Origin of the sequence: Limnohabitans sp. 63ED37-2 (assembly GCF_001412535.1) — a bacterium.
GTDB lineage: Bacteria > Pseudomonadota > Gammaproteobacteria > Burkholderiales > Burkholderiaceae_C > Limnohabitans_A.
Map to the genome: position 1 here is coordinate 1606923 of NZ_CP011774.1, position 21951 is coordinate 1628873.

Here is a 21951-nt window from a genome sequence, read left to right on the forward strand (position 1 = left end):
TTGGCCGCAGGCTCAGCGTCCCAGATTGGTCCAAGTCTCGATGACGGTGTCCGGGTTCAGCGAGATCGAGCTGATGCCCTGGTCCATCAACCAATGCGCAAAGTCCGGATGGTCCGAGGGGCCTTGGCCACAAATGCCGATGTATTTGCCCTGAGCCAAGCAGGCTTGGATGGCTTGCGAGATCAAGGCCGTGACCGCCGGATCGCGCTCGTCAAAATCAGCGGCCAGCAACTCCATGCCCGAGTCGCGGTCCAGGCCCAAAGTCAGCTGCGTCAGGTCATTCGAGCCAATCGAGAAGCCATCGAAGAACTCGAGGAACTGCTCGGCCAGAATAGCGTTGCTGGGCACCTCGCACATCATGATCACTTTGAGACCCGCTTCCCCTCGACGCAGGCCTTGGCTGGCGAGCAGCTGGGTGACCTTTTTGGCTTGCCCCAAGGTGCGCACAAAAGGCACCATGATCTGCACGTTGGTCAGGCCCATCTCGCCGCGCACCCGTTTGAGGGCTTCGCATTCCATGGCAAAGGCTTCGCCAAAATCTGCGCTGATGTAACGCGCAGCGCCTCGGAAACCCAGCATCGGGTTTTCTTCTTCCGGTTCATATCGGCTGCCGCCGATCAGTTTGCGGTATTCATTGCTCTTGAAGTCGGACAAACGCACGATGACCGGCTTGGGCCAGAAAGCGGCGGCGATGCTGGCCACGCCTTCGGCGACCTTGTCGACATAGAAGGCTCGTGGCGATGCATGGCCACGGGCTACCGATTCAACAGCTTTCTTCAAGTCGGCATCGATGGCGGGGTAATCCAAAATGGCCTTGGGGTGCACACCGATGTTGTTGTTGATGATGAATTCCAGACGGGCTAAGCCTACGCCGGCGTTGGGCAACTGGGCAAAGTCAAAAGCCAACTGAGGGTTGCCCACGTTCATCATGATTTTGGTTTTGATCTCGGGCAGCACGCCGCGCTGAATCTCGCTGATCTCGGTCTCCAGCAAACCGTCGTAAATGTGGCCGGTATCGCCCTCTGCACAACTGACGGTGACCAGGGTGCCTTCGGTCAGTTGCTCGGTGGCGTTACCGCAACCCACCACCGCCGGAATGCCCAATTCACGGGCAATGATGGCGGCATGGCAAGTGCGTCCGCCCCGATTGGTGACGATGGCGCTCGCGCGCTTCATCACCGGCTCCCAGTTTGGGTCCGTCATGTCGGTCACCAGCACATCGCCGGGCTGGACCTTGTCCATCTCGCTGATGTTGTGCACCAAGCGCACCGGGCCTGTGCCGATCTTTTGACCAATCGCACGGCCCTCGGCCAAGATGGTGCTTTTGCCTTTGAGCTTGTAACGCAACTCAGGCGTGCCTTTGGCCTGGCTTTTCACGGTTTCAGGGCGAGCTTGCAATATGTAGAGCAAACCGTCGGTGCCGTCTTTGCCCCATTCGATGTCCATGGGGCGGCCGTAATGCTGCTCGATCACCACCGCGTAGCGGGCCAGTTGCTCGACCTCGTCATCGGTCAGGCTGTAGCGGTTGCGCAGTTCGGTGGGCACATCGGTGGTTTTGACCAGCTTGCCCGAGGCGGCTTTTTCTTCTGGGGTGGCGAAAACCATCTCGATGAGCTTGGAGCCCAGATTGCGGCGGATCACGCTGCGCTTGCCCGCGGCCAGCATGGGTTTGTGCACATAGAACTCGTCTGGGTTCACCGCGCCCTGCACCACCGTTTCACCCAGGCCGTAGCTGGAGGTGATGAACACCACGTCTTCAAAACCCGACTCGGTGTCGATGGTGAACATGACACCCGCCGCGCCCAAATCGGAGCGCACCATGCGCTGCACGCCCGCGGACAAGGCCACGTCGGCGTGGGCAAAACCCTTGTGCACGCGGTAGCTGATGGCGCGGTCGTTGTAAAGGGAGGCGAACACCTCCTTCATTTTGTGCAACACGTCCTCGATGCCGACCACATTCAAGAAGGTTTCTTGTTGACCTGCGAAAGAAGCGTCCGGCAAGTCTTCGGCCGTAGCGGATGAGCGCACCGCAAACGAAGCCTCCGGGTTACTGCCTTGCAGGCGTACAAAGGCTTCTCGAATGGCTTGTTCCAGATCGGCTGGGAAAGGCTGGGCTTCGACCATGGCCCGGATTTCGGCCCCGGCAGCGGCCAAGGCACGCACATCTTCAGTGTCCAGTGCGTCCAAACGCGCGTTGATGCGCTCGGTCAGGCCACCAAACGCCAAAAACTGGCGAAAAGCGTGGGCGGTGGTGGCAAAGCCCGTGGGCACCCGAACGCCGGAAGGCAGCTGGGAAATCATCTCCCCCAAGCTGGCATTTTTGCCACCGACCGACTCGACGTCGGTCATGCGCAAAAGCTCGAAGGGAACGACCAGGGCGGTCTCACTGAAAAGATCAGACATGCTAAAGCTCCAAAGTTAAAACCGGGCTCCAGAGCGCAGGTCAGGGTTGTGTTGTTCTTTTGATGGAACCCCAAGCGAACAGCTGTGGATAATTGACTGATTTTAGGGGTCTTGTTGACCTCGCCATTTGAAATAAATTACAAGCATGCCCAAACGCACTGTATTTTTCGTCTCTGACGGCACCGGCATCACTGCCGAGACTTTTGGCAACGCCATTCTTGCCCAGTTCGACATGAAGTCACGCCATGTGCGATTGCCCTTCACCGACACCATCGACAAAGCACACCAAGCGGTCCGGCAGATCAACCACACCGCAGAAACAGAGGGAACCAAACCCATTGTGTTCACCACCTTGGTGAACATGGACGTGCTCAAGGTACTGCAAGAACACTGCCAGGGCATGTTGCTCGACATGTTTGGCACCTTCGTCAACCCTCTGGAAGCCGAGCTCGGCATCAAGTCGCACCACCGAGTCGGTCGGTTTTCGGATGTCAGCAAAAGCAAGGAATACCACGACCGCATCGAAGCCATCAATTTTTCGCTGGCGCATGACGATGGCCAGTCCAACCGGGATTTGGAATCGGCCGATGTGATCTTGGTGGGTGTCAGCCGAAGCGGCAAAACCCCGACCAGTTTGTACCTGGCCATGCAGCACGGCCTCAAAGCAGCCAACTACCCCCTGATTCCAGAAGATTTTGACCGCAGGCAATTGCCGCCTGCCTTGGTGCCGCACCGCACAAAAATCTTTGGTCTGAGCATCCACCCGGACCGATTGGCCGAGATCCGCGCCGAGCGCAGGCCCAATTCACGTTACGCCAGCATTGAAAACTGCCGCATGGAAGTCTCAGAAGCCGAAGCCATGATGCGCCGCTCAGGCATCCGCTGGCTGTCGACCACGACCAAGTCGATCGAAGAGATCGCCACCACCATCCTTCAGGAAATCAAGCCTGAGCGCTTGATTTACTGAAGAGGTGCCTCAAGCCAAAGTGGCAGCGATGCGTTCAGCGCACGCTCTGGCCTGGTTGGCATCCCGAGCTTCGACCATGACACGAACCAGTGGCTCCGTCCCACTGGCCCGAATCAACACCCGCCCCGAATCGGCCAACTCGGCCTCTGCGGCACGCGTGGCGTCCCACAAAGGCTGGTGGCCTTGCCAGTCGAAACCGGGCTTCAAGCGCACATTGATCAGGGTTTGGGGGAACAACGTGATGCCCTCCAGCAACTGCGCCATGGTCTGGCCGCTGCCCACACAGGCCTGCAAAACCTGCAGGGCACTGACCAGGCCGTCACCAGTGGTGTGCTTGTCCAGGGCCAGCAAGTGGCCCGAACCCTCACCGCCCAGAAGCCAGCCTTTGTCGTGCAACACCTCCAGCACATACCGGTCACCCACTTTGGCCCGAACAAACTGGACGCCGCGCTGCTTGAGCGCCACTTCCACCGCCAAGTTGGTCATCAAAGTGCCGACAGCTCCTGGCACAGCTTCATCACGGGCTAAGCGGTCCGCAACCATCAAGTACAGCAACTCATCGCCATTAAAAAGTCGCCCGGTCGCGTCCACAAACTGCAGGCGGTCGGCATCCCCATCCAGGGCAATGCCGTAATCAGCCCGGTGTTCTTTGACTGCTTGGACCAAGGCTTCAGGATGGGTGGCCCCCACGCCTTTGTTGATGTTCAGACCATCGGGAGAACAACCGATGGCAATGACCTCCGCACCCAGTTCATGAAACACTTTGGGCGCGATTTGATAAGCAGCGCCATGCGCTGCATCCACCACGATCTTCAGGCCCTTGAGGGTCAGATCGTTCGAGAAAGTGCTTTTGCAAAACTCAATGTACCTGCCTGCTGCATCGTCCAAACGCCGGGTTTTGCCCAAAGCAGCAGAATCCACCCAGACGGGGTCTTCCAGCAAAGCAGCTTCCACAGCTTCTTCCCAGGCATCCGACAGCTTTTTGCCTTGGGCGTTGAAGAACTTGATGCCATTGTCGGCAAACGGGTTGTGGCTCGCGCTGATCACCACCCCCAAGGATGCACGTTGTGCGCGGGTCAAGTAGGCCACCGCAGGTGTGGGAACTGGCCCGAGCAACACCACATCGACACCCGCAGAGTTAAAACCCGACTCCAGTGCACTTTCGAGCATGTAGCCTGAGATGCGGGTGTCTTTGCCAATCAACACGGTCGGGTGGGCTTCCTGTGTCTTCAACACCCGGCCAACAGCATGCGCCAAACGCAAAATGAAATCGGGCGTGATGGGGCTTTGACCCACGGTGCCACGGATGCCATCTGTGCCGAAATATTGCCGCGCCATGGAAATTCCTGATTTTTTTGATAAGGGTGTGGATTTTATCCCTTCAACCCGACGCTGATCACTGTGCCCATCAGTCACTTTGTGGCTCATCGCGCTCCCGCGTGCTGATGCATGGCGAGCCAAATCTGGATGGCCTCGGCGGTTGCTTTGACATCGTGCACCCGCACCACCGAAGCCCCACGCTCAAGCGCCAAAAGTGCTGCCGCAACACTGGCCACTTGCCGCTGTGCAGGCGCTGGGCCCTGCCCATCACGGGCGAGCACGGCACCCAAGGCCGACTTTCGGGACCATCCCGCCAAAACAGGACAGCCCAAACCCAGCAGATCGGCCTGGAACGCGAGCAATTGGAAATTTTGGGCCACGGTTTTGCCAAAACCGATGCCGGGATCCACCACCAATCGGGACGAAGACACGCCCAAGCTCAGCAGTGTGTCCAGACGCTCCCGCAAAAAAGTTTCCACAGCACTCAAGACATCGCCCGTCATGGGTTCGGTTTGCATGGTCTGTGGGTCACGGTGCATGTGCATCAGGCACACCCCGCAGCCTGGATGGGCGGCCACCACCTGCTCAGCCCCCGGTTGGCGCAAGGCCCATACATCGTTGATGATGTCCACGCCACCATCCAGCACGGCTTGCATCACTTCGGGCTTGTACGTGTCCACTGAGATGGGGACCTGCCAACGCACCACTTCATGCAAAAAAGGCGCCAGCCGGGACAACTCCTGTGCCAGTGGGACCACTTCAGCGCCCGGACGTGTGGACTCGGCACCCACATCCAGAATATCGGCGCCATCATGCAGCAGTTGCTCCGCATGGCGCAATGCAGCAGTGGTGTCAAAGCATTGCCCGCCATCGGAAAAAGAGTCTGGCGTCAGGTTGACGATGCCCATGATTTTGGGCCGAGACAGGTCCAAATCAAAACGTGTGGTTTGCCAACGCAAAGGGGTATGGGGGCGGTGAAGACGAGCGACCATCTGCTGATTTCCATGAAAAACGGGGCCAGAGGGCCCCGTTGATTGAACAGCGCTTGGTAGATCAAGCCGCTGTGGTGGCAGGTTCCGGTTGAACCGAAGGTGTCCCGCCGCCCTGACCGCCACCCGTGGGTGGTGTGCGGGGTGTCCAGTCCTTGGGCGGCAATGGATCACGGCCCGCCATGATGTCGGCGATCTGCTCTTTGTCGATGGTTTCCCACTCGAGCAAGGCCTTTGCCATGGCGTGCATCTGGGCACTGTGTTCCTCAATCAAACGACGTGCGAGACTGTACTGCTCATCGATGATGCGGCGCACTTCCAAATCCACCTTTTGCATGGTGGACTCGCTCATGTTGGTGGTTTTGGTGACCGAGCGCCCCAAGAACACTTCGCCTTCGTTCTCGGCATACACCATCGGCCCAAGGGCATCGGTCATGCCATAACGCATGACCATGTCTCGTGCAATGGAGGTGGCCCGCTCGAAGTCGTTGCTGGCACCGGTGGTCATCTGGTTCATGAAGACCTCTTCGGCAATCCGCCCACCAAACAGCATGCTGATTTGGTTGAGCATGAACTCTTTGTCGTAGCTGTAGCGGTCCTTCTCGGGCAAGCTCATCGTCACGCCCAGGGCTCGGCCACGGGGAATGATGGTGACCTTGTGCACCGGATCGCACTTGGGCAGCAAATGGCCGATGAGGGCATGACCCGCTTCGTGGTAGGCCGTGTTGCGGCGCTCTTCCTCGGGCATGACCATGCTTTTGCGCTCGGGGCCCATCAGTATCTTGTCCTTGGCTTTTTCGAAGTCGACCATCTCCACCACACGGGCGTTGCGGCGGGCGGCCATCAAAGCCGCTTCGTTGCACAGGTTGGCCAAATCGGCACCGCTCATGCCGGGCGTGCCGCGAGCGATCACCGCCGCGTTCACGTCTTGGCCAATCGGCACTTTGCGCATGTGCACGTTCAGGATTTGCTCACGACCACGGATGTCGGGCAAGGTCACATAAACCTGACGGTCAAAACGGCCGGGGCGCAACAAGGCGGCGTCCAGGATGTCAGGACGGTTGGTGGCCGCCACAACGATCACACCCAGATTGGTTTCAAAACCATCCATCTCAACCAGCATCTGGTTGAGGGTTTGCTCGCGTTCATCGTTACCGCCGCCCAGGCCTGCACCACGCTGGCGACCCACCGCGTCAATTTCGTCAATGAAAATGATGCAAGGCGCGTTCTTTTTGGCGTTTTCAAACATGTCGCGAACACGGGAAGCACCCACACCCACAAACATCTCGACAAAGTCAGAACCCGAAATGCTGAAAAACGGCACTTTGGCTTCGCCAGCAATGCTTTTGGCCAGCAGGGTTTTACCGGTTCCGGGAGGCCCCACCAACAACAAACCGCGTGGAATGCGACCGCCCAATTTCTGGAAGCGCTGAGGGTCCTTCAGGAAGTCGACCACTTCTTTGACTTCTTCCTTGGCTTCGTCACAACCGGCCACATCCGCAAACGTGGTGTTGTTGTTGTTCTCGTCCATCATGCGGGCCTTGGACTTGCCAAAGCTGAACGCCCCGCCCTTGCCGCCGCCTTGCATCTGGCGCATGAAGTACACCCAGACACCAATCAGCAACAACATGGGGCCCCAGCTGACCAACAAGGTCATGAGCAAGGAACCTTCTTCACGCGGTTTGACATCGAACTTGATGCCGCTGCTGATCAGGTCGCCCACCAAGCCGCGATCCAGGTAAGTGGCCGTGGTCTTGATGCGGCGGTCATCGTTGGTGATGGCCAAGATTTCAGTGCCCCCGGGGCTTTCGGAAATCGTGGCGCTCTTGATCCTGTTGCTGCGCACCTCTTCCAAAAAATCAGAATAACCAATGGCGTTCGCACCAGCGACACCACGGTTGTCAAATTGCTTGAACAAGGTGAACAACACCATGGCAATCACCATCCAGACGGCAATTTTGGAAAACCAAGGGTTATTCAAGAGAGACTCCAATCGAAAAAAATAACTGTCATCATTTTAGGCCTGCCAGAAGCCCTGTCGACACCCTTCAGGGGTTTTGGCCCTCGAAAAGCTGGGAATTAAGGTTTCAAGCCCCATGAATCAGCCCCACACCTACCAAAAAAGTCTCCGACGATTTGTCACGCGAGGATTTGGGCTTGATGGGCTTGACCACCTTGAAGGTCTCCTTGAACATCTTGACGATCTGGCTGTAGCCACTGCCGTGAAAGACCTTGACCACCAAAGCGCCCTGGGGCTTCATGTGATTTTGGGCGAATTCCACGGCCAGCTCGATCAAATGCTGGACCCGGGCCGCATCGGACGATTCAATGCCCGACAAATTGGGGGCCATGTCGGACACGACCACATCGGCCTGACGCCCCTGCAAGGCCGCCTCCAGCAGGGCGGCTACCTCGTTTTCGCGGAAATCCCCCTGAATGAATTGGACCCCTTCCACCGGCTCCATGGGCAGGATGTCGAGCGCAATGATGCAGCCGTTGAGTTCGCCCACGGCCGCACCGTCGGGTGACAAACGGCGGCGCAAATACTGGCTCCATGCGCCGGGAGCAGAGCCCAAGTCCACCACCAAGTGGCCAGGCCGAATCAGGCCCAGGGTCTCGTCGATTTCCTTGAGTTTGTAAGCCGCCCTCGCCCGGTAACCCTCTTTCAGGGCCAGTTTCACGTAGGTGTCATTCACATGGTCGTTCAACCACGCTTTGTTGACCTTTTTACTTTTGGTTTTGACTTTCATTCTTTTGCGTCCTTGCGGGGATAATACGGGGATGCCCCAAATACAACTCACACCTGCCGAGCGCAAAGTTTTTCGCGCCGATGCCCATCACCTGGATCCGGTCGTCATGATCGGCGGCGATGGCCTGACCCCTGCCGTCATCAAGGAAACCGAAGCGGCCCTGAACGCCCACGGCCTGATCAAGATCCGCGTGCTGGGCGATGACCGCGCTGCTCGCGATGCCATGTTCGCGCAACTGGCCGATCAACTCAGCGCCGCGCCCATCCAGCACATTGGCAAACTGCTGATCCTTTGGCGTCCACAGCCCGAAAAAGTCAAAGAGCACGACGATGACCGCAAAGCCGGTCCTCGCGACTTCAAGATCCTCAAATACAGCTCACGCGGCGGCCAACGCCCAGAAGTCAAAACCGTTCGTGTGCTGGGCAACCAACGCCTGGCCGCTGGCGGACAGATCAAGCGGGCCAAGCCCAAGCAAAAATCGGTCAAAAAAGGCCGCCACGACTGAAATGCGAACCGCCCGCTTGCGGGCTGGCACTCACCACACAGGCCGCTGAACAGCGGCCTTTGTATTGGCTCAAACGTAGGACACGCCCACGATTTCGTAGCGGCGCACGCCTCCAGGCGCCTGCACTTCGGCCACATCGCCCTCTTCCTTGCCGATCAAGGCGCGTGCAATGGGGCTGCTAATGTTGATCAAGCCCAGCTTCAAATCGGCCTCGTCCTCACCCACGATTTGGTAGGTCACGGCCTCACCTGAGCTCTCGTCTTCCAACTCGACGGTGGTGCCAAAGACAACGCGGCCGCCCGCATCCACCGAAGCAGGGTCGATGATCTGTGCGGCCGACAGCTTGCCTTCGATTTCCTGAATCCGGCCTTCAATGAAGCCCTGACGGTCTTTGGCCGCATCGTATTCGGCGTTCTCACTCAGGTCGCCCTGGGCACGCGCTTCGGCAATGGCCTGGATCACGCCGGGGCGGTCTACCGTTTTGAGGCGGTGCAACTCGTCCTTGAGTTTTTCAGCACCACGTTTGGTGATCGGGATGGTTGACATGTTCGGTTCTCCAAAAGCAAACCGCCGAGTTTTGGAACTCGGCGGTCAATCACAACATTATGCCTTGCACCCTTTGGGGAGTGCAGAACAACAGACCAGGCTTCAGGCCAACAGTTGCGCGTGCATTTCCTGGACGGAAATCACGTCCAGCTGGTCCATGTACTTCATGCCCTCCACAGCCGCTTCCGCGCCTGCGATGGTTGTGAAGGTGGTCACGCGGTTGAGCAAGGCCGAGGTGCGGATGTGGCGCGAGTCGGCAATGGCATTGCGTCGCTCTTCGACCGTGTTGATGACCAGTACAACTTCGTTGTTTTTGATCATGTCAACGATGTGCGGGCGGCCTTCGGTCACTTTGTTCACGGTGGCACAGGCCACACCCGCAGCCTCAATGGCAGCGGCTGTGCCCTTGGTCGCCACCAGCTCAAAGCCCTGGGCCACCAACTGGCGTGCCACTTCGATGGCACGCGCCTTGTCGTTGTTTTTCACCGAGATGAACACCTTGCCCGAAGGCGTGCCATCGGCTTTGGTGGGACGTGGCAACTTGGTGCCAGCGCCCATTTGGCTCTTCACAAATGCTTCGCCAAAGGTTTTGCCCACGCCCATGACTTCGCCTGTGGACTTCATCTCGGGGCCGAGAATCGTATCGACGCCTGGGAACTTCACGAACGGGAACACCGCTTCTTTCACGCTGAAATAAGGCGGGGTGACTTCTTTGGTGATGCCTTGAGATGCCAGCGTCTGGCCTGCCATGCAACGCGCTGCCACTTTGGCCAACTGGATGCCCGTGGCTTTAGAGACATAGGGCACGGTGCGCGATGCACGTGGGTTGACTTCCAGCACATAGATCACATCTCGGCCGTCCACATGCTGGATGGCGAACTGCACGTTCATCAAACCCACCACGTTCAAGGCCCCGGCCATGGCGGCCGATTGGCGCTTGAGCTCGTCCACTGTGGCGGACGACAGTGAGTATGGCGGCAAAGAGCAAGCCGAGTCACCGCTGTGCACACCCGCTTGTTCGATGTGTTCCATCACGCCACCAATGAAGGTCTTGCCTTCGGGGTCGCGCAGGCAGTCCACATCGCATTCGATGGCGTCGTTCAGGAAACGGTCGAGCAGAACAGGCGAGTCGTGCGACACCTTGACCGCTTCGCGCATGTAGCGCTCCAGGTCACGCTGCTCATGCACGATTTCCATGGCACGGCCACCCAGCACATAGCTGGGGCGCACGACCAAGGGGTAACCCAGGGCGGCGGCTTTTTCCAAAGCCTCGGCTTCGGTGCGAGCTGTGGCGTTCGGGGGCTGGCGCAAACCGAGGTCTTGCAGCAACTTTTGGAAACGCTCGCGGTCTTCGGCCGCGTCGATCATGTCGGGGCTGGTGCCGATGATGGGGACGCCCGCGGCTTCCAGGCCCAGCGCCAACTTCAAAGGCGTTTGACCACCGTACTGCACGATGACACCCGTGGGCTTTTCCTTGTCGACGATTTCAAGCACATCTTCCAAAGTGACTGGCTCGAAGTACAAACGGTCCGAGGTGTCGTAGTCGGTCGACACGGTCTCGGGGTTGCAGTTGACCATGATGGTTTCGTAACCATCTTCGCGCATGGCCAAGGCAGCATGCACGCAGCAGTAGTCGAACTCGATGCCTTGGCCAATCCGGTTAGGACCGCCACCCAGAACCATGATTTTCTTGTTGGTGGTGGGTTCAGCTTCGCATTCACCGTTCCCATGGCCCTCATAGCAAGAATACATGTAGGCGGTGTCGGTCGAGAACTCGGCAGCACAGGTGTCCACGCGTTTGTAAACAGGACGGATGTTCAGCGCGTGGCGACGCTCTCGCACGACATGCTCGGTCGTTTTGAGCAGCTTGGCCAAACGGCGGTCCGAGAAACCCTTCTTTTTGAGCGCACGGAGTTCGTCGGCCGTGATGGCTTCGAGTGTGGTGGTTTCCAGTTCCAACTCGATCTTCACAATCTCTTCGATCTGCACCAAGAACCAAGGATCGATCTTGGTCAAGGCAAACACCTCGTCCACGCTCAGGCCCATGGCAAAAGCATCCCCCACGTACCAAATGCGCTCAGGTCCGGGCTCGCCCAGTTCTTTCTCGAGCACTTCGCGGTCTTGGGTTTTTTCGTTCATGCCGTCCACGCCCACTTCCAAGCCGCGCAGGGCTTTCTGGAAGGACTCTTGGAAGGTGCGGCCCATGGCCATCACCTCGCCCACCGATTTCATTTGGGTGGTCAAACGGCTGTCGGCTGTCGGGAATTTCTCAAAGGCAAAACGTGGGATCTTGGTGACCACGTAGTCGATCGATGGCTCGAAAGAGGCTGGCGTGGCACCGCCCGTGATGTCGTTGCGCAACTCATCCAGCGTGTAACCCACAGCCAGCTTCGCGGCCACTTTGGCGATCGGGAAACCGGTCGCTTTGGAAGCCAGTGCCGAAGAGCGCGACACGCGGGGGTTCATCTCAATGACAACCATGCGGCCGTCTTTGGGGTTGATCGAGAACTGCACGTTCGAGCCGCCCGTGTCCACACCGATTTCGCGCAAAACGGCCAAAGAGGCGTTGCGCAAAATTTGGTATTCCTTGTCGGTCAGCGTCTGGGCTGGCGCCACCGTGATGGAGTCGCCCGTGTGCACACCCATGGGGTCCAAGTTTTCGATCGAGCAAACGATGATGCAGTTGTCCGCTTTGTCGCGCACCACTTCCATCTCGTACTCTTTCCAGCCGAGCAAGGATTCTTCGATCAACAACTCGGTGGTGGGCGAAGCCTCCAGACCGCGCTTGCAAATGACTTCGAATTCTTCGGGGTTGTAGGCAATGCCGCCGCCCGTGCCGCCCAAGGTAAAACTGGGGCGAATGACGGTGGGGAAGCCCAAAGTCTTTTGCACGTCCCACGCTTCTTCCATGCTGTGGGCGATGCCGGAGCGAGCAGACCCCAGACCAATCTTGGTCATGGCGTCCTTGAACTTCAGACGGTCTTCGGCTTTGTCAATGGCTTCGGGTGTGGCGCCGATCAGCTCGACTTTGTATTTTTCGAGCACGCCGTGGTGCCACAAGTCCAAAGCGCAGTTGAGCGCGGTCTGGCCACCCATGGTGGGCAAGATGGCATCAGGGCGCTCTTTGGCGATGATCTTCTCAACCGTCTGCCAAGTGATGGGCTCGATGTAGGTCACGTCGGCCGTGGCCGGGTCGGTCATGATCGTCGCAGGGTTGCTGTTGATCAGGATGACTTTGTAGCCCTCTTCGCGCAAAGCTTTGCAGGCCTGCACGCCGGAGTAATCGAACTCACAGGCCTGACCAATGATGATCGGGCCTGCGCCAATGATGAGAATGCTTTTTAGGTCGGTGCGCTTTGGCATTATTTTTTCTCCATCAGCTTGATGAAGCGGTCAAAGAGGTAAGCAATGTCGTGGGGGCCAGGCGATGCTTCGGGGTGACCCTGGAAGCAGAATGCGGGCTTGTCGGTGCGGGCCAAGCCCTGTAAGGTGCCGTCAAACAAAGACACGTGGGTGGCACGCAAGTTGGCGGGCAAGGATTTTTCGTCCACCGCAAAACCGTGGTTTTGGCTGGTGATGGACACCCGGCCGGAATCCAAGTCTTTCACGGGGTGGTTCGCGCCGTGGTGGCCAAACTTCATCTTGAAGGTCTTGGCGCCGCTGGCCAAAGCCATAATCTGGTGCCCCAGACAAATGCCGAATGTCGGGATACCGGTTTCGATCAACTCGGCCGCAGCAACAATCGCGTAGTCACAGGGCTGTGGGTCACCAGGACCGTTGGACAAAAAGATGCCGTCAGGCTTGTGCTTGAGCACCTCAGCTGCTGGGGTCTTGGCAGGCACCACGGTGACTTTGCAGCCGCGCTCAGCCAGCATGCGCAAGATGTTTTTCTTCACACCGAAGTCATAGGCCACCACATGGAACTTGGGGGCGGTCTGCGTGCCATAACCGGCACCCAGTTGCCACTCGGATTGGGTCCAGTCGTAAGGCTGGGCCACGGTGACTTTTTGCGCCAAATCGAGACCCGCCATGTTGGGGGCCGCCTTGGCTGCGGCAATCGCCTGGTCAATCACCGCTTGGGTGACCGCTTGGCCTTTGGCCAGACCCACGATGGCACCGTTTTGGGCACCCTGGGTGCGCAAGATGCGGGTCAGTTGGCGGGTGTCGATGTTGGCAATGGCCACTGTGCCCGCATCCACCAGGTAGGACGACAAGGTTTGGCTGGAGCGGAAGTTGCTCGCCACCAAAGGCAAGTCTTTGATGATCAGACCAGCGGCATGGACTTTGTCGGATTCGATGTCTTCCACGTTGACGCCGTAATTGCCGATGTGCGGGTACGTCAGGGTGACGATCTGCTGGCAATAGCTGGGGTCGGTGAGGATTTCTTGGTAGCCGGTGAGCGAGGTGTTGAACACCACTTCGCCGACGGTGGAGCCGGTGGCTCCGATCGAATTGCCGATAAAGACCGTGCCGTCTGCAAGCGCCAAGATGGCGGGCGGGAAGGTTCCCTGAAGAGACAAAAGCACTGGGTTCTCCGGAATAGTTCGGGTACGCCTCAGCACTCACCAGAGATATATCTCTTTTTGGCTGCTTGTTCGAGGATTGGGCCTATGATGGACTGTGGCGTACAGGTTGATGCGGGAAAGCCTCTCATTATAGCTGAGGACCGCTAGTAAACCCTGACAATTCACGCAGTTTGACCCTGCAACCGAACCACAAATGCCTCAGGGACCTGCCGTGGCGCTGGCGTGCAGGCAAATGGCCGCTGCCGTGGCCACATTGAGCGACTCTTCCCCGCCAGGCTGGGCAATGCGAACCTGGTGCCGGGCCTGGGCCATCAGGCTGGCGCTGACGCCCTGCCCTTCGTGACCAAAAACCCATGCACACTTTTGGGGCAAATCACCGGCTTGCAGCAAGGCGTGCAAAAACGGCCCCTCGTGGGAGCTGGTGGTAAGCAAGGGCACCCGCAAAGCCGTCACATCGGTCTCGCTGAGGGCTTCCACCAAATGCAGACCAAAATGCGCCCCCATGCCCGAACGCAGCACCTTGGGTGACCACAAGGCCGCCGTGCCCTTGATGGCCAGAACCTGGCGGTAACCAAAAGCCGAGGCACAACGCAAAATGGCCCCCACATTGCCTGCGTCCTGCAAACGGTCCAGCACCACGGTGGCGGCATCTGGCAACACCTCATGAGCTGCTTGCCACGCCACCACAAAGCCCATGCGGGCCGGTGACTCCAGGCCACTCAGGCTGGCGAACAAGGCATCGGGCACCACAAAGGTCTGATCTGTCAGCCCCTGCCATTCCTCGCCCTGCTCGGCTTGAAACGACTCGGTCAGCACCACCTGCTGCGGTCGCACACCGCGTTGCAAGGCAGCGCGGCACAGGTGATCGCCTTCCAACCAGAATTGCCCCGCCTTGCGGTAAGCCGTGCTGTCCTGGGCCAAGCGCCGCCAGGCTTTGAGCTGCGGGTTGTCTCGCGAGCTGATGGGTTTCATCGAACACTCCTGGCCACCGGGGCAAATGTCATGCGGTGGCAGTCGGCCGGGCCATGCGCTTGCAAGGCGGCCAGATGCTGCGCGGTGCCATAGCCCTTGTGCTGGTCAAACCCATACAAGGGGTACTGATGGTGCATCGCGTCGCACAAACGGTCGCGGTGCACTTTGGCCAAAATGGAAGCGGCCGAGATGGCGGGCACCAGCGCGTCGCCTTGGACGATGGCCTCGGCACGAATGGACAAGGTGGGCAAGCGGTTGCCATCAACCAGCACCAATTTGGGCGGCAAACGCAAAGCCTCTACCGCCCGCTTCATGGCCAGCAAGGTGGCTTGCAAGATGTTGATTTGGTCTATTTCCTGCACACTGGCCTCGGCAATCGCAAAACACAGGGCCCGCGCCCGGATTTCGTCAAACAGGGCTTCGCGGCGTTTGGCGGTGAGTTTTTTGGAGTCGTTCAGCCCTTGAATGGGATTCAATTCGTCCAAGATCACCGCTGCCGCCACCACAGGACCCGCCAGCGGTCCGCGCCCGGCCTCGTCCACGCCTGCTGTCAAGCCTGAAACAGGAAAATGCAAAGCGGACTGCTCAGCGAGAAAGGACTTTTTCGAGGGCATGGGTCGCAAGTTTTGCGGTGTCACACTGCAAAGTGAGGTGCAATTGTTCAAAACGGGATTGCAAAGCATCCACGCGGTCAGGTGCAGACAACCAGTCCAAACAAGCCTTGGCCAGGGCCTCGGGCGTGCAACGGTCCTGCAAAAATTCGGGCACCACAAAGTCCTCGCTGAGGATGTTGGGCAAACCCACCCAAGGCTGCAGTTGCTGGCGCTTCATGATCTGCCAGCTGAGCCAGTTCATGTGGTAACCAATCACCATGGGGCGCTTGAACAAAGCCGCCTCGAGCGTGGCTGTGCCGCTGGCAATCAAGGTCACGTCACATGCTGCCAAAGCCCTGTGTGACTGGCCTTGAATCAAATACAAACCCGGCAGACCGCCTTGCGCATCGACCAGCGCCTGGATGCGTGGCAACAAGCTGGGGATGGCGGGCAACACAAATTGCAGCGCAGGGTTTTGTCGCTGCATGAGCTGAGCGGCCTGCACAAAGCGGGGCGTCAGGTGTTCGATTTCGGACAGCCTGCTGCCGGGCAAAAGCGCCACCACGGGCCTTTGTCCATCCAAGCCCAAGGTTTGACGGGCGGCCGTGCGGTCCGGGTGCATGGGGATGGTTTGCGCCGATGGGTGCCCCACATAGGTGGCCTGCACCCCAGCTTTGGCCAACAGGGCTGGCTCAAACGGAAAAATGCAGAGCATGTGGTCCACACTGCGACGGATTTTCTCCATCCGCTCAGGGCGCCAAGCCCAAATCGATGGGCACACAAAATGCACGGTGGGAATGCCTTCAGCTTTGAGCCGAGCTTCCAGATCGAGGTTGAAATCGGGCGCATCCACCCCGATGAACAGATCGGGCGGCTGGGCCAGCAAACGTTGACGCAGCTGATCGCGGATGGCGACGATGCCCCGGTAATGGCGCAACACCTCGACATAACCACGCACGGCCAATTTTTCGTGTGGCCACCACGCGTCAAAACCTTGCGCCTGCATCCGTGGCCCACCAATGCCAACACCCTGAGCCTGAGGCCAGTGCATCTGCATGCCCTGAATCAGCAAACCCGCGAGCAAATCCCCAGAGGCTTCGCCAGCCACCATGGCAAAGGACAAAGCCCCCGCAGGGGCTTTGAGCACGGGCAAATCCGATAGATGTGTCAACGCACGATCCCGCGCTGGGGTGAAGCGGCCTGCAAAAAGCCCAGCATCATGTCCACATCGGGCTGGGCCTCGGGCTTTTCCAAGGCCAAAGCGCCAATGCGGGTCATGGCATCGCCGAGCGACAAGCCATCACGGTACAAAGCTTTGTGCATGGCCTTGACGGCGCTGATGCGTTCTGCAGAAAAGCCCCTGCGGCGCAAACCTTCAAAGTTCATCGACCGAGCTTGGGCTGGCTGGCCTTGCGCCATCACAAAAGGCGGCAGGTCGGCAAACAGCAAAGAGTTCATGGCCGTGAAACTGTGCGCCCCGATGCGGCAAAACTGGTGCACCACGGTGAAGCCACCCAAAATCACCCAGTCATCAACGACCACATGTCCGGCCAGTTGCGTGTTGTTGGCAAAGATCGTGTGGTTGCCCACTTGGCAGTCGTGCGCCAAATGCACATAAGCCATGATCCAGTTGTCGTTGCCCACCGAGGTCACGGCCCGGTCGCCAGGCGAGCCGATGTTGAAGGTGCAAAACTCGCGGATGGTATTGCGGTCACCGATCACCAACTCACAAGGCTCGTTGTTGTACTTCTTGTCCTGGGGCACAGCGCCAAGCGAGTTGAACTGGAAAATCCGGTTGTCGCTGCCAATGGTGGTGTGGCCCTCGATCACGCAGTGGCTGGCCACCGTGGTTCCGGCGCCGAGGCGCACATGCGGCCCGATCACGGTGTAAGGCCCAACACTCACCGATGAATCAAGTTCTGCCCCCGGGCTGATGATGGCCGTTGGATGGATCTTGCTCATGTGACTCAAGCCTGAGGAATTTTCCGCATGGTGCACATCAACTCGGCCTCGGTCGCGATCTCATCGCCCACCTTGGCGCGTGCCTTGAACTTGAAAATGCCGGCTTTCATCCGGTCGAGCTCAACTTCCAAGATGAGCTGATCACCGGGCTCCACCGGGCGTTTGAATCGGGCGCCGTCGATGCCGGCAAAGTAATACACAGTCTGGTCATCGGGTGTCTCACCCAAGGTGTCAAAGGCCAGCAAGGCTGCGGCTTGGGCCAGGGCTTCCAGCATCAACACACCCGGCATCACAGGACGGTGGGGAAAGTGACCCTGGAAATGGGGCTCATTGATCGACACGTTTTTTAGCGCTTTGATGCGAACGCCTTTTTCGAGTTCGAGCACGCGGTCCACCAGCAAAATGGGGTAGCGGTGCGGCAGCTGTTTGAGAATTTTGTGGATGTCCATCATGGTCATATTTCCTTGTTATTTTGAATGTGGGCCTCGAGAGCCTTGAGGCGATCCCGCAATCGGGACAATTGTTTGAGGCTGGCAGCGTTCTTTTCCCAGCTGGCGTTGCTGTCCAAAGGGAACATGCCAGTGTATTGCCCAGGTTGCAAAATCGAACGGGTCACCACAGAAGCTGCCGAAATGTGCACATGGTCGGCCAGCGTCAAGTGCCCCAACACCACAGCCCCACCGCCCACCGTGCAATGGGCACCAATGCGGGCACTGCCCGCGACGCCAACGCAACCGGCCATGGCCGTGTGGGCGCCGATGTGGACGTTGTGGCCAATCTGGATCAGGTTGTCGAGCTTGACCCCGTTTTGAATGACCGTGTCTTCAAGTGCGCCCCGGTCAATACAGGTGTTTGCGCCGATTTCCACATCGTCGCCAATGCGCACGGCGCCCAGCTGTTCAATCTTTTCCCATTGGCCTTTATGCTGTGCAAAACCAAAACCATCGGCACCCACCACCACGCCCGAGTGCAAGATGCATCGCTCTCCCACCACGCAGCCTTCAGACAAAGTCACGCGCGACTTGAGGACCGTGCCTGAGCCGACCTTGGTACCTCGCTCAAGCACACACAAAGGGCCAATGACCGCATCCTCGGCCACCCAAGCGAGCGGATCAATCACAGCAGAGGGATGGATTCGAGGCCCCGCCTGGGGTTGATGGATCTGCTTCCACAAACGGGTCAGACGCGCAAAATACAGGTAAGGGTCGTCAGTGACGATGGCCGATCGCCCCTGACTGGCCAAAGCTTCAAAAGCAGGCGCCACGATCACACAACCGGCTTGGCTGGCCTCGAGTTGGCTCTGGTATTTGGGGTGGCTGAGAAAACTGATCTGGTCATGCCCGGCCGACTGCAAAGGGGCCAAGCCGGCGATGACCCAATCGGGGTCCCCGCACAAACGCCCACCCAGCCGATCGACCAAAGAGGCAAGCGTCAAAGACACAGGATCAAACGCTTCAAATTCGCTTACTTGGCCACCGAGGCGTTGAGCACCTTGATGACTTTTTCGGTGATGTCGTGCTTGGGGTTGATGTACACGGCTTCCTGAAAAATCACATCGTACTTTTCGGATTCAGCCACTTGCTTGACCGCGCGGTTGGCGCGTTCGACCACAATCTGCTGCTCTTCATTCTTGCGGGCGTTCAGGTCCTCCTGGAACTCCCGACGCTTGCGTTGAAACTCGCGGTCTTGATCGATCAGCTGCTTTTGGCGAGCGGTACGCTGGGACTCGGCCAAGGTCGGCGCTTCGCGCTCAAACTTTTCGGAAGCCTGCTTGAGGCTGTTGCCGGTGTCCACCAACTCTTTCTCCCGGCGCGAAAACTCCTGCTCCAATTTGGCCTGTGCTTGTTTGGCGGTCGCCGCCTCGCGGAAGATGCGTTCGGTGTTGACAAAACCCATCTTGAAGTCTTGAGCCTGAGCCAACCCGGCCACACAAGCCGCAGCGGCCAACACGGCCATGGAGATTTTTTGACGAATCGTGTTCATTAGAAGGAGGTTCCGATTTGGAATTGAAGTCGCTGGATTTTATCGCCTGTCTGCTGGCGTATCGGCATGGCGTAGGAAAACCGCAAAGGTCCCATCGGCGAGATCCAACTCAGACCCACACCCGCAGAGGCGCGCAAAGCATCGGCAGAGACCTGCTGATTTTCACCAAATGCGCTGCCCACGTCGGTAAAGCCGAACAACCTCAGGGTACGGTCATTTCCAGCACCAGGGAATGGCATCAGCAACTCGGCGTTGAATACCAACTTTTTGGGCCCCCCTAGGTAAATCAAAGCGGTATTGGTAGAACTGTTGGGCTCTGAGGGTCCCAAAGTCGATTGCTCGAATCCCCGTACGCTGCCCAAACCGCCCACATAGAAGTTCTTGAACAAGGGATAGGGCTGCCCCTTCAAGCCCTGCCCCCAGCCGAGATCCGTGTTGAACGCCAAAGTGTATTTCTTGCTCAGAGGGACATACTGCTGGAATTGGTAACTGGCCCGCACATAGCGCACGTCGCCCGCCACGCTCATGTCAGCATTGACTCGCTGAAAGCTGCCACGGGTGGGCACCAAAGCACTGTCACGGCCGTCCCGGGCCCAGCCCAAAGTCAATGGCAGCGCCGTGCTGGTGGTGCCAAATCTCTCGCCGTATGCGCGGTAAGCATCCGGCAAACCCGTGCCTTCACGGATTTCAGTCTGTTCAACATTGCCCCCCACAAAGACGGTATCCCTTTCAGTCACAGGAACACCAAAACGCAAACCCGCGCCCGAGTTGATCAGCTGATAAGCATTCACGTCACCCAAATAAGGACGAGTGGTGCGTTGAAACAGATCAACAGTCCTGGAGATGCCATTTTTTGTAAAGTAAGGGTCCGTGGTGCTCAGCACCAAATTGCGGTTGAATTTGCTGGTGTTGACTTCCACCGCCAAATAGTTGCCTGAGCCAAATGCGTTCTCTTGGCGAATACCGAAGCTCACCGCCACTTTTTCAGCAGAAGAAAAACCCGCACCCAAAGAAATGCTGCCAGTTGGCTTTTCTGTCACAGTGAACAACAGATCCACTTGGTCAGGGGCGCCGGGCACCTCCTGCGTTTCAACGTTCACTTGGGTGAAAAATCCCAAACGATCTACCCGGTCTCGGGACAAACGGATTTTGTCGCCGTCGTACCAAGCCGCCTCAAATTGGCGGAATTCACGGCGGATGACTTCGTCGCGCGTGCGGTCATTGCCCGCGACCTGAATTCGGCGCACATAGGCCCGACGAGAAGGCTCGGCCTGCAGCACAAACTGCACCCGATTGTTGCTTCGGTCAATTTGGGGTTTGGCCTCGACTCGGGCAAAAGCAAAACCAAATTTGCCAAAATATTCGGTGAAGGCTTTGGTGGTTTCAGTCACAGTTTCGGCGTTGTAAGGCTTGCCCACGGCAATCTTGACAAGCGCCTTGAACTCGTCTTCGCGGTTGAGGTAATCGCCTTCGAGTTTCACACCCGAGATCACAAAACGCTCACCCTCGGTGATGTTGATGGTGATCGCCATGTCCTGCTTGTTGGGTGACATGGCCACCTGGGTGGAATCGATGCGGAACTCCAGAAAACCCTGAGAGAGGTAATAGGAACGCAAGGCCTCCAGATCGGCATTCAGTTTGGTGCGCGAATACCGGTCTGACTTGGTGTACCAACTCATCCATCCACCGGTATCGAGATTGAACTGGTCGCGCAAGGTCTCGTCACTGAAGGCCTGGTTGCCCACGATGTCGATCTGCGCGATTTTGGCAGGACCACCCTCGGTGATGGTGAATGTCAGATTGACCCGATTGCGATCGACCGGTGTGGCCGTAGACACCACCTCGGCGCCATAAAGACTTCGGCTGATGTATTGGCGCTTGAGTTCTTGCTCGGCCTTGTCTGCCAAGGCCTTGTCAAAAGGTCGTCCTTCAGACAGTCCCACATCCTTCAGGGCCTTGACCAGCACATCTTTGTCAAATTCCTTGAGCCCAATGAACTCCACCGACGCCACTGAGGGGCGCTCTTGCACCACCACCACCAGCACATCGCCCTGCGTTTCCAGGCGCACATCTTTGAACAAGCCCAAGGCGAACAAGGCACGTATGGCAGCAGCACCTTTGTCATCGGTGTAACGGTCTCCCACCCTCACTGGCAAAGACGCAAACACCGTTCCGGGCTCGATCCGCTGCAAACCTTCAACACGGATATCGCGCACCGTGAAGGGATCGACCGCCCAGGCAGGCAAGCTGAGCATGGCGCAGGCCAGCGCCTTCATGGCAGAAGGCAGAATTTGGGCGCGAAAATCAGGAAAATTCATGTTGCAATCGTTCTAAAACCAAAGCCATTTTCAGGGTTGAAAATCAGGCTTTGAAAACCACCCACTTCCACACAGTCAGATGAGCTCAAGGCTGACTGCTGGTCCGGGTGAGGTGTT

At 58.1% G+C, this 21951-nt stretch carries 18 protein-coding genes; 2 read left to right on the forward strand and 16 right to left on the reverse strand.

All coding sequences use genetic code 11. From position 1 onward, the window contains the following. Window positions 1–12: 12 nt before the first annotated feature. Complete coding sequence (gene ppsA, locus L63ED372_RS07625; RefSeq protein ID WP_062404997.1) at window positions 13–2403, reverse strand: phosphoenolpyruvate synthase; 2391 nt, start codon at window positions 2401–2403, stop codon at window positions 13–15. Between the two features lie 145 nt (window positions 2404–2548). Between ppsA and ppsR the strand changes: the two genes are divergently transcribed. Continuing rightward, window positions 2549–3370: a posphoenolpyruvate synthetase regulatory kinase/phosphorylase PpsR gene (ppsR, locus tag L63ED372_RS07630; protein WP_062404999.1), complete on the forward strand. Its 822-nt coding sequence runs from the start codon at window positions 2549–2551 to the stop codon at window positions 3368–3370. A 9-nt stretch (window positions 3371–3379) separates the two neighbouring features. Here ppsR and glmM read toward each other — a convergent pair whose 3' ends face one another. The 4 genes from glmM to L63ED372_RS07650 all read right to left on the reverse strand — a co-directional run bounded on the left by glmM (window position 3380) and on the right by L63ED372_RS07650 (window position 8429). Next, on the reverse strand, window positions 3380–4708 hold the full coding sequence (gene glmM, locus L63ED372_RS07635) for a phosphoglucosamine mutase (protein ID WP_062405001.1): 1329 nt from the start codon (window positions 4706–4708) through the stop codon (window positions 3380–3382). 86 nt (window positions 4709–4794) lie between these two features. Next, window positions 4795–5682 carry a dihydropteroate synthase gene (gene folP / locus L63ED372_RS07640; protein ID WP_197275337.1) on the reverse strand — a complete coding sequence of 296 codons (888 nt, stop codon included), beginning with the start codon at window positions 5680–5682 and terminating at the stop codon, window positions 4795–4797. Window positions 5683–5743: 61 nt separating this feature from the next. Further along, window positions 5744–7660, reverse strand: coding sequence for an ATP-dependent zinc metalloprotease FtsH (gene ftsH, locus L63ED372_RS07645; RefSeq protein WP_062405003.1), 1917 nt, complete (start codon window positions 7658–7660; stop codon window positions 5744–5746). Window positions 7661–7766: 106 nt separating this feature from the next. Next, window positions 7767–8429 carry an RlmE family RNA methyltransferase gene (locus tag L63ED372_RS07650; protein ID WP_062405005.1) on the reverse strand — a complete coding sequence of 221 codons (663 nt, stop codon included), beginning with the start codon at window positions 8427–8429 and terminating at the stop codon, window positions 7767–7769. 31 nt (window positions 8430–8460) lie between these two features. Here L63ED372_RS07650 and L63ED372_RS07655 point away from each other — a divergent pair, with 31 nt between their 5' ends. After that, window positions 8461–8934, forward strand: coding sequence for a YhbY family RNA-binding protein (locus L63ED372_RS07655; RefSeq protein ID WP_062405007.1), 474 nt, complete (start codon window positions 8461–8463; stop codon window positions 8932–8934). Window positions 8935–9003: 69 nt separating this feature from the next. Here L63ED372_RS07655 and greA read toward each other — a convergent pair whose 3' ends face one another. The 11 genes from greA to bamA form a co-directional block, all read right to left on the reverse strand. After that, window positions 9004–9480 (reverse strand): transcription elongation factor GreA, encoded by a 477-nt coding sequence (gene greA / locus L63ED372_RS07660; protein WP_053176598.1) that lies wholly within the window; start codon window positions 9478–9480, stop codon window positions 9004–9006. Window positions 9481–9582: 102 nt separating this feature from the next. Next, window positions 9583–12843 (reverse strand): carbamoyl-phosphate synthase large subunit, encoded by a 3261-nt coding sequence (gene carB, locus L63ED372_RS07665; protein ID WP_062405009.1) that lies wholly within the window; start codon window positions 12841–12843, stop codon window positions 9583–9585. Beyond that, the gene (gene carA, locus L63ED372_RS07670) at window positions 12843–14006 is read right to left on the reverse strand and encodes a glutamine-hydrolyzing carbamoyl-phosphate synthase small subunit (protein WP_197275338.1); all 1164 of its coding nucleotides are present in this window, start codon (window positions 14004–14006) and stop codon (window positions 12843–12845) included. Before carA ends, carB begins: the two co-directional genes overlap by 1 nt. Before the next feature lie 198 nt (window positions 14007–14204). Further along, complete coding sequence (locus L63ED372_RS07675; protein ID WP_062405011.1) at window positions 14205–14978, reverse strand: TrmH family RNA methyltransferase; 774 nt, start codon at window positions 14976–14978, stop codon at window positions 14205–14207. Beyond that, window positions 14975–15592, reverse strand: a complete 618-nt coding sequence (rnhB, locus tag L63ED372_RS07680; protein ID WP_062405013.1) for a ribonuclease HII — start codon at window positions 15590–15592, stop codon at window positions 14975–14977. Before rnhB ends, L63ED372_RS07675 begins: the two co-directional genes overlap by 4 nt. Continuing rightward, window positions 15564–16682, reverse strand: coding sequence for a lipid-A-disaccharide synthase (lpxB, locus tag L63ED372_RS07685; protein WP_062407800.1), 1119 nt, complete (start codon window positions 16680–16682; stop codon window positions 15564–15566). Before lpxB ends, rnhB begins: the two co-directional genes overlap by 29 nt. A 56-nt stretch (window positions 16683–16738) precedes the next feature. Next, window positions 16739–17533 carry an acyl-ACP--UDP-N-acetylglucosamine O-acyltransferase gene (gene lpxA, locus L63ED372_RS07690; RefSeq protein ID WP_062405015.1) on the reverse strand — a complete coding sequence of 265 codons (795 nt, stop codon included), beginning with the start codon at window positions 17531–17533 and terminating at the stop codon, window positions 16739–16741. Window positions 17534–17538: 5 nt separating this feature from the next. Continuing rightward, window positions 17539–17985 (reverse strand): 3-hydroxyacyl-ACP dehydratase FabZ, encoded by a 447-nt coding sequence (gene fabZ / locus L63ED372_RS07695; RefSeq protein WP_062407802.1) that lies wholly within the window; start codon window positions 17983–17985, stop codon window positions 17539–17541. Between the two features lie 2 nt (window positions 17986–17987). Further along, on the reverse strand, window positions 17988–18974 hold the full coding sequence (gene lpxD / locus L63ED372_RS07700; protein WP_062405017.1) for a UDP-3-O-(3-hydroxymyristoyl)glucosamine N-acyltransferase: 987 nt from the start codon (window positions 18972–18974) through the stop codon (window positions 17988–17990). Window positions 18975–18997: 23 nt separating this feature from the next. Further along, a complete protein-coding gene (locus tag L63ED372_RS07705; RefSeq protein ID WP_062405018.1) occupies window positions 18998–19516 on the reverse strand; it encodes an OmpH family outer membrane protein in 519 nt (172 codons plus the stop codon). Continuing rightward, window positions 19516–21834: an outer membrane protein assembly factor BamA gene (gene bamA / locus L63ED372_RS07710; RefSeq protein WP_197275339.1), complete on the reverse strand. Its 2319-nt coding sequence runs from the start codon at window positions 21832–21834 to the stop codon at window positions 19516–19518. The genes L63ED372_RS07705 and bamA overlap by 1 nt, the downstream gene beginning before the upstream one ends. Window positions 21835–21951 lie beyond the last annotated feature (117 nt).

Coding starts and splice junctions, on each gene's coding strand:
- ppsA (WP_062404997.1), bottom strand. CDS start 2,403: ATGTCTGATCTTTTCAGTGAGACCGCCCTGGTCGTTCCCTTCGAGCTT.
- ppsR (WP_062404999.1), top strand. CDS start 2,549: ATGCCCAAACGCACTGTATTTTTCGTCTCTGACGGCACCGGCATCACT.
- glmM (WP_062405001.1), bottom strand. CDS start 4,708: ATGGCGCGGCAATATTTCGGCACAGATGGCATCCGTGGCACCGTGGGT.
- folP (WP_197275337.1), bottom strand. CDS start 5,682: ATGGTCGCTCGTCTTCACCGCCCCCATACCCCTTTGCGTTGGCAAACC.
- L63ED372_RS07650 (WP_062405005.1), bottom strand. CDS start 8,429: ATGAAAGTCAAAACCAAAAGTAAAAAGGTCAACAAAGCGTGGTTGAAC.
- L63ED372_RS07655 (WP_062405007.1), top strand. CDS start 8,461: ATGCCCCAAATACAACTCACACCTGCCGAGCGCAAAGTTTTTCGCGCC.
- greA (WP_053176598.1), bottom strand. CDS start 9,480: ATGTCAACCATCCCGATCACCAAACGTGGTGCTGAAAAACTCAAGGAC.
- carB (WP_062405009.1), bottom strand. CDS start 12,843: ATGCCAAAGCGCACCGACCTAAAAAGCATTCTCATCATTGGCGCAGGC.
- L63ED372_RS07675 (WP_062405011.1), bottom strand. CDS start 14,978: ATGAAACCCATCAGCTCGCGAGACAACCCGCAGCTCAAAGCCTGGCGG.
- rnhB (WP_062405013.1), bottom strand. CDS start 15,592: ATGCCCTCGAAAAAGTCCTTTCTCGCTGAGCAGTCCGCTTTGCATTTT.
- lpxB (WP_062407800.1), bottom strand. CDS start 16,682: ATGGTGGCTGGCGAAGCCTCTGGGGATTTGCTCGCGGGTTTGCTGATT.
- lpxA (WP_062405015.1), bottom strand. CDS start 17,533: ATGAGCAAGATCCATCCAACGGCCATCATCAGCCCGGGGGCAGAACTT.
- fabZ (WP_062407802.1), bottom strand. CDS start 17,985: ATGATGGACATCCACAAAATTCTCAAACAGCTGCCGCACCGCTACCCC.
- L63ED372_RS07705 (WP_062405018.1), bottom strand. CDS start 19,516: ATGAACACGATTCGTCAAAAAATCTCCATGGCCGTGTTGGCCGCTGCG.
- bamA (WP_197275339.1), bottom strand. CDS start 21,834: ATGAATTTTCCTGATTTTCGCGCCCAAATTCTGCCTTCTGCCATGAAG.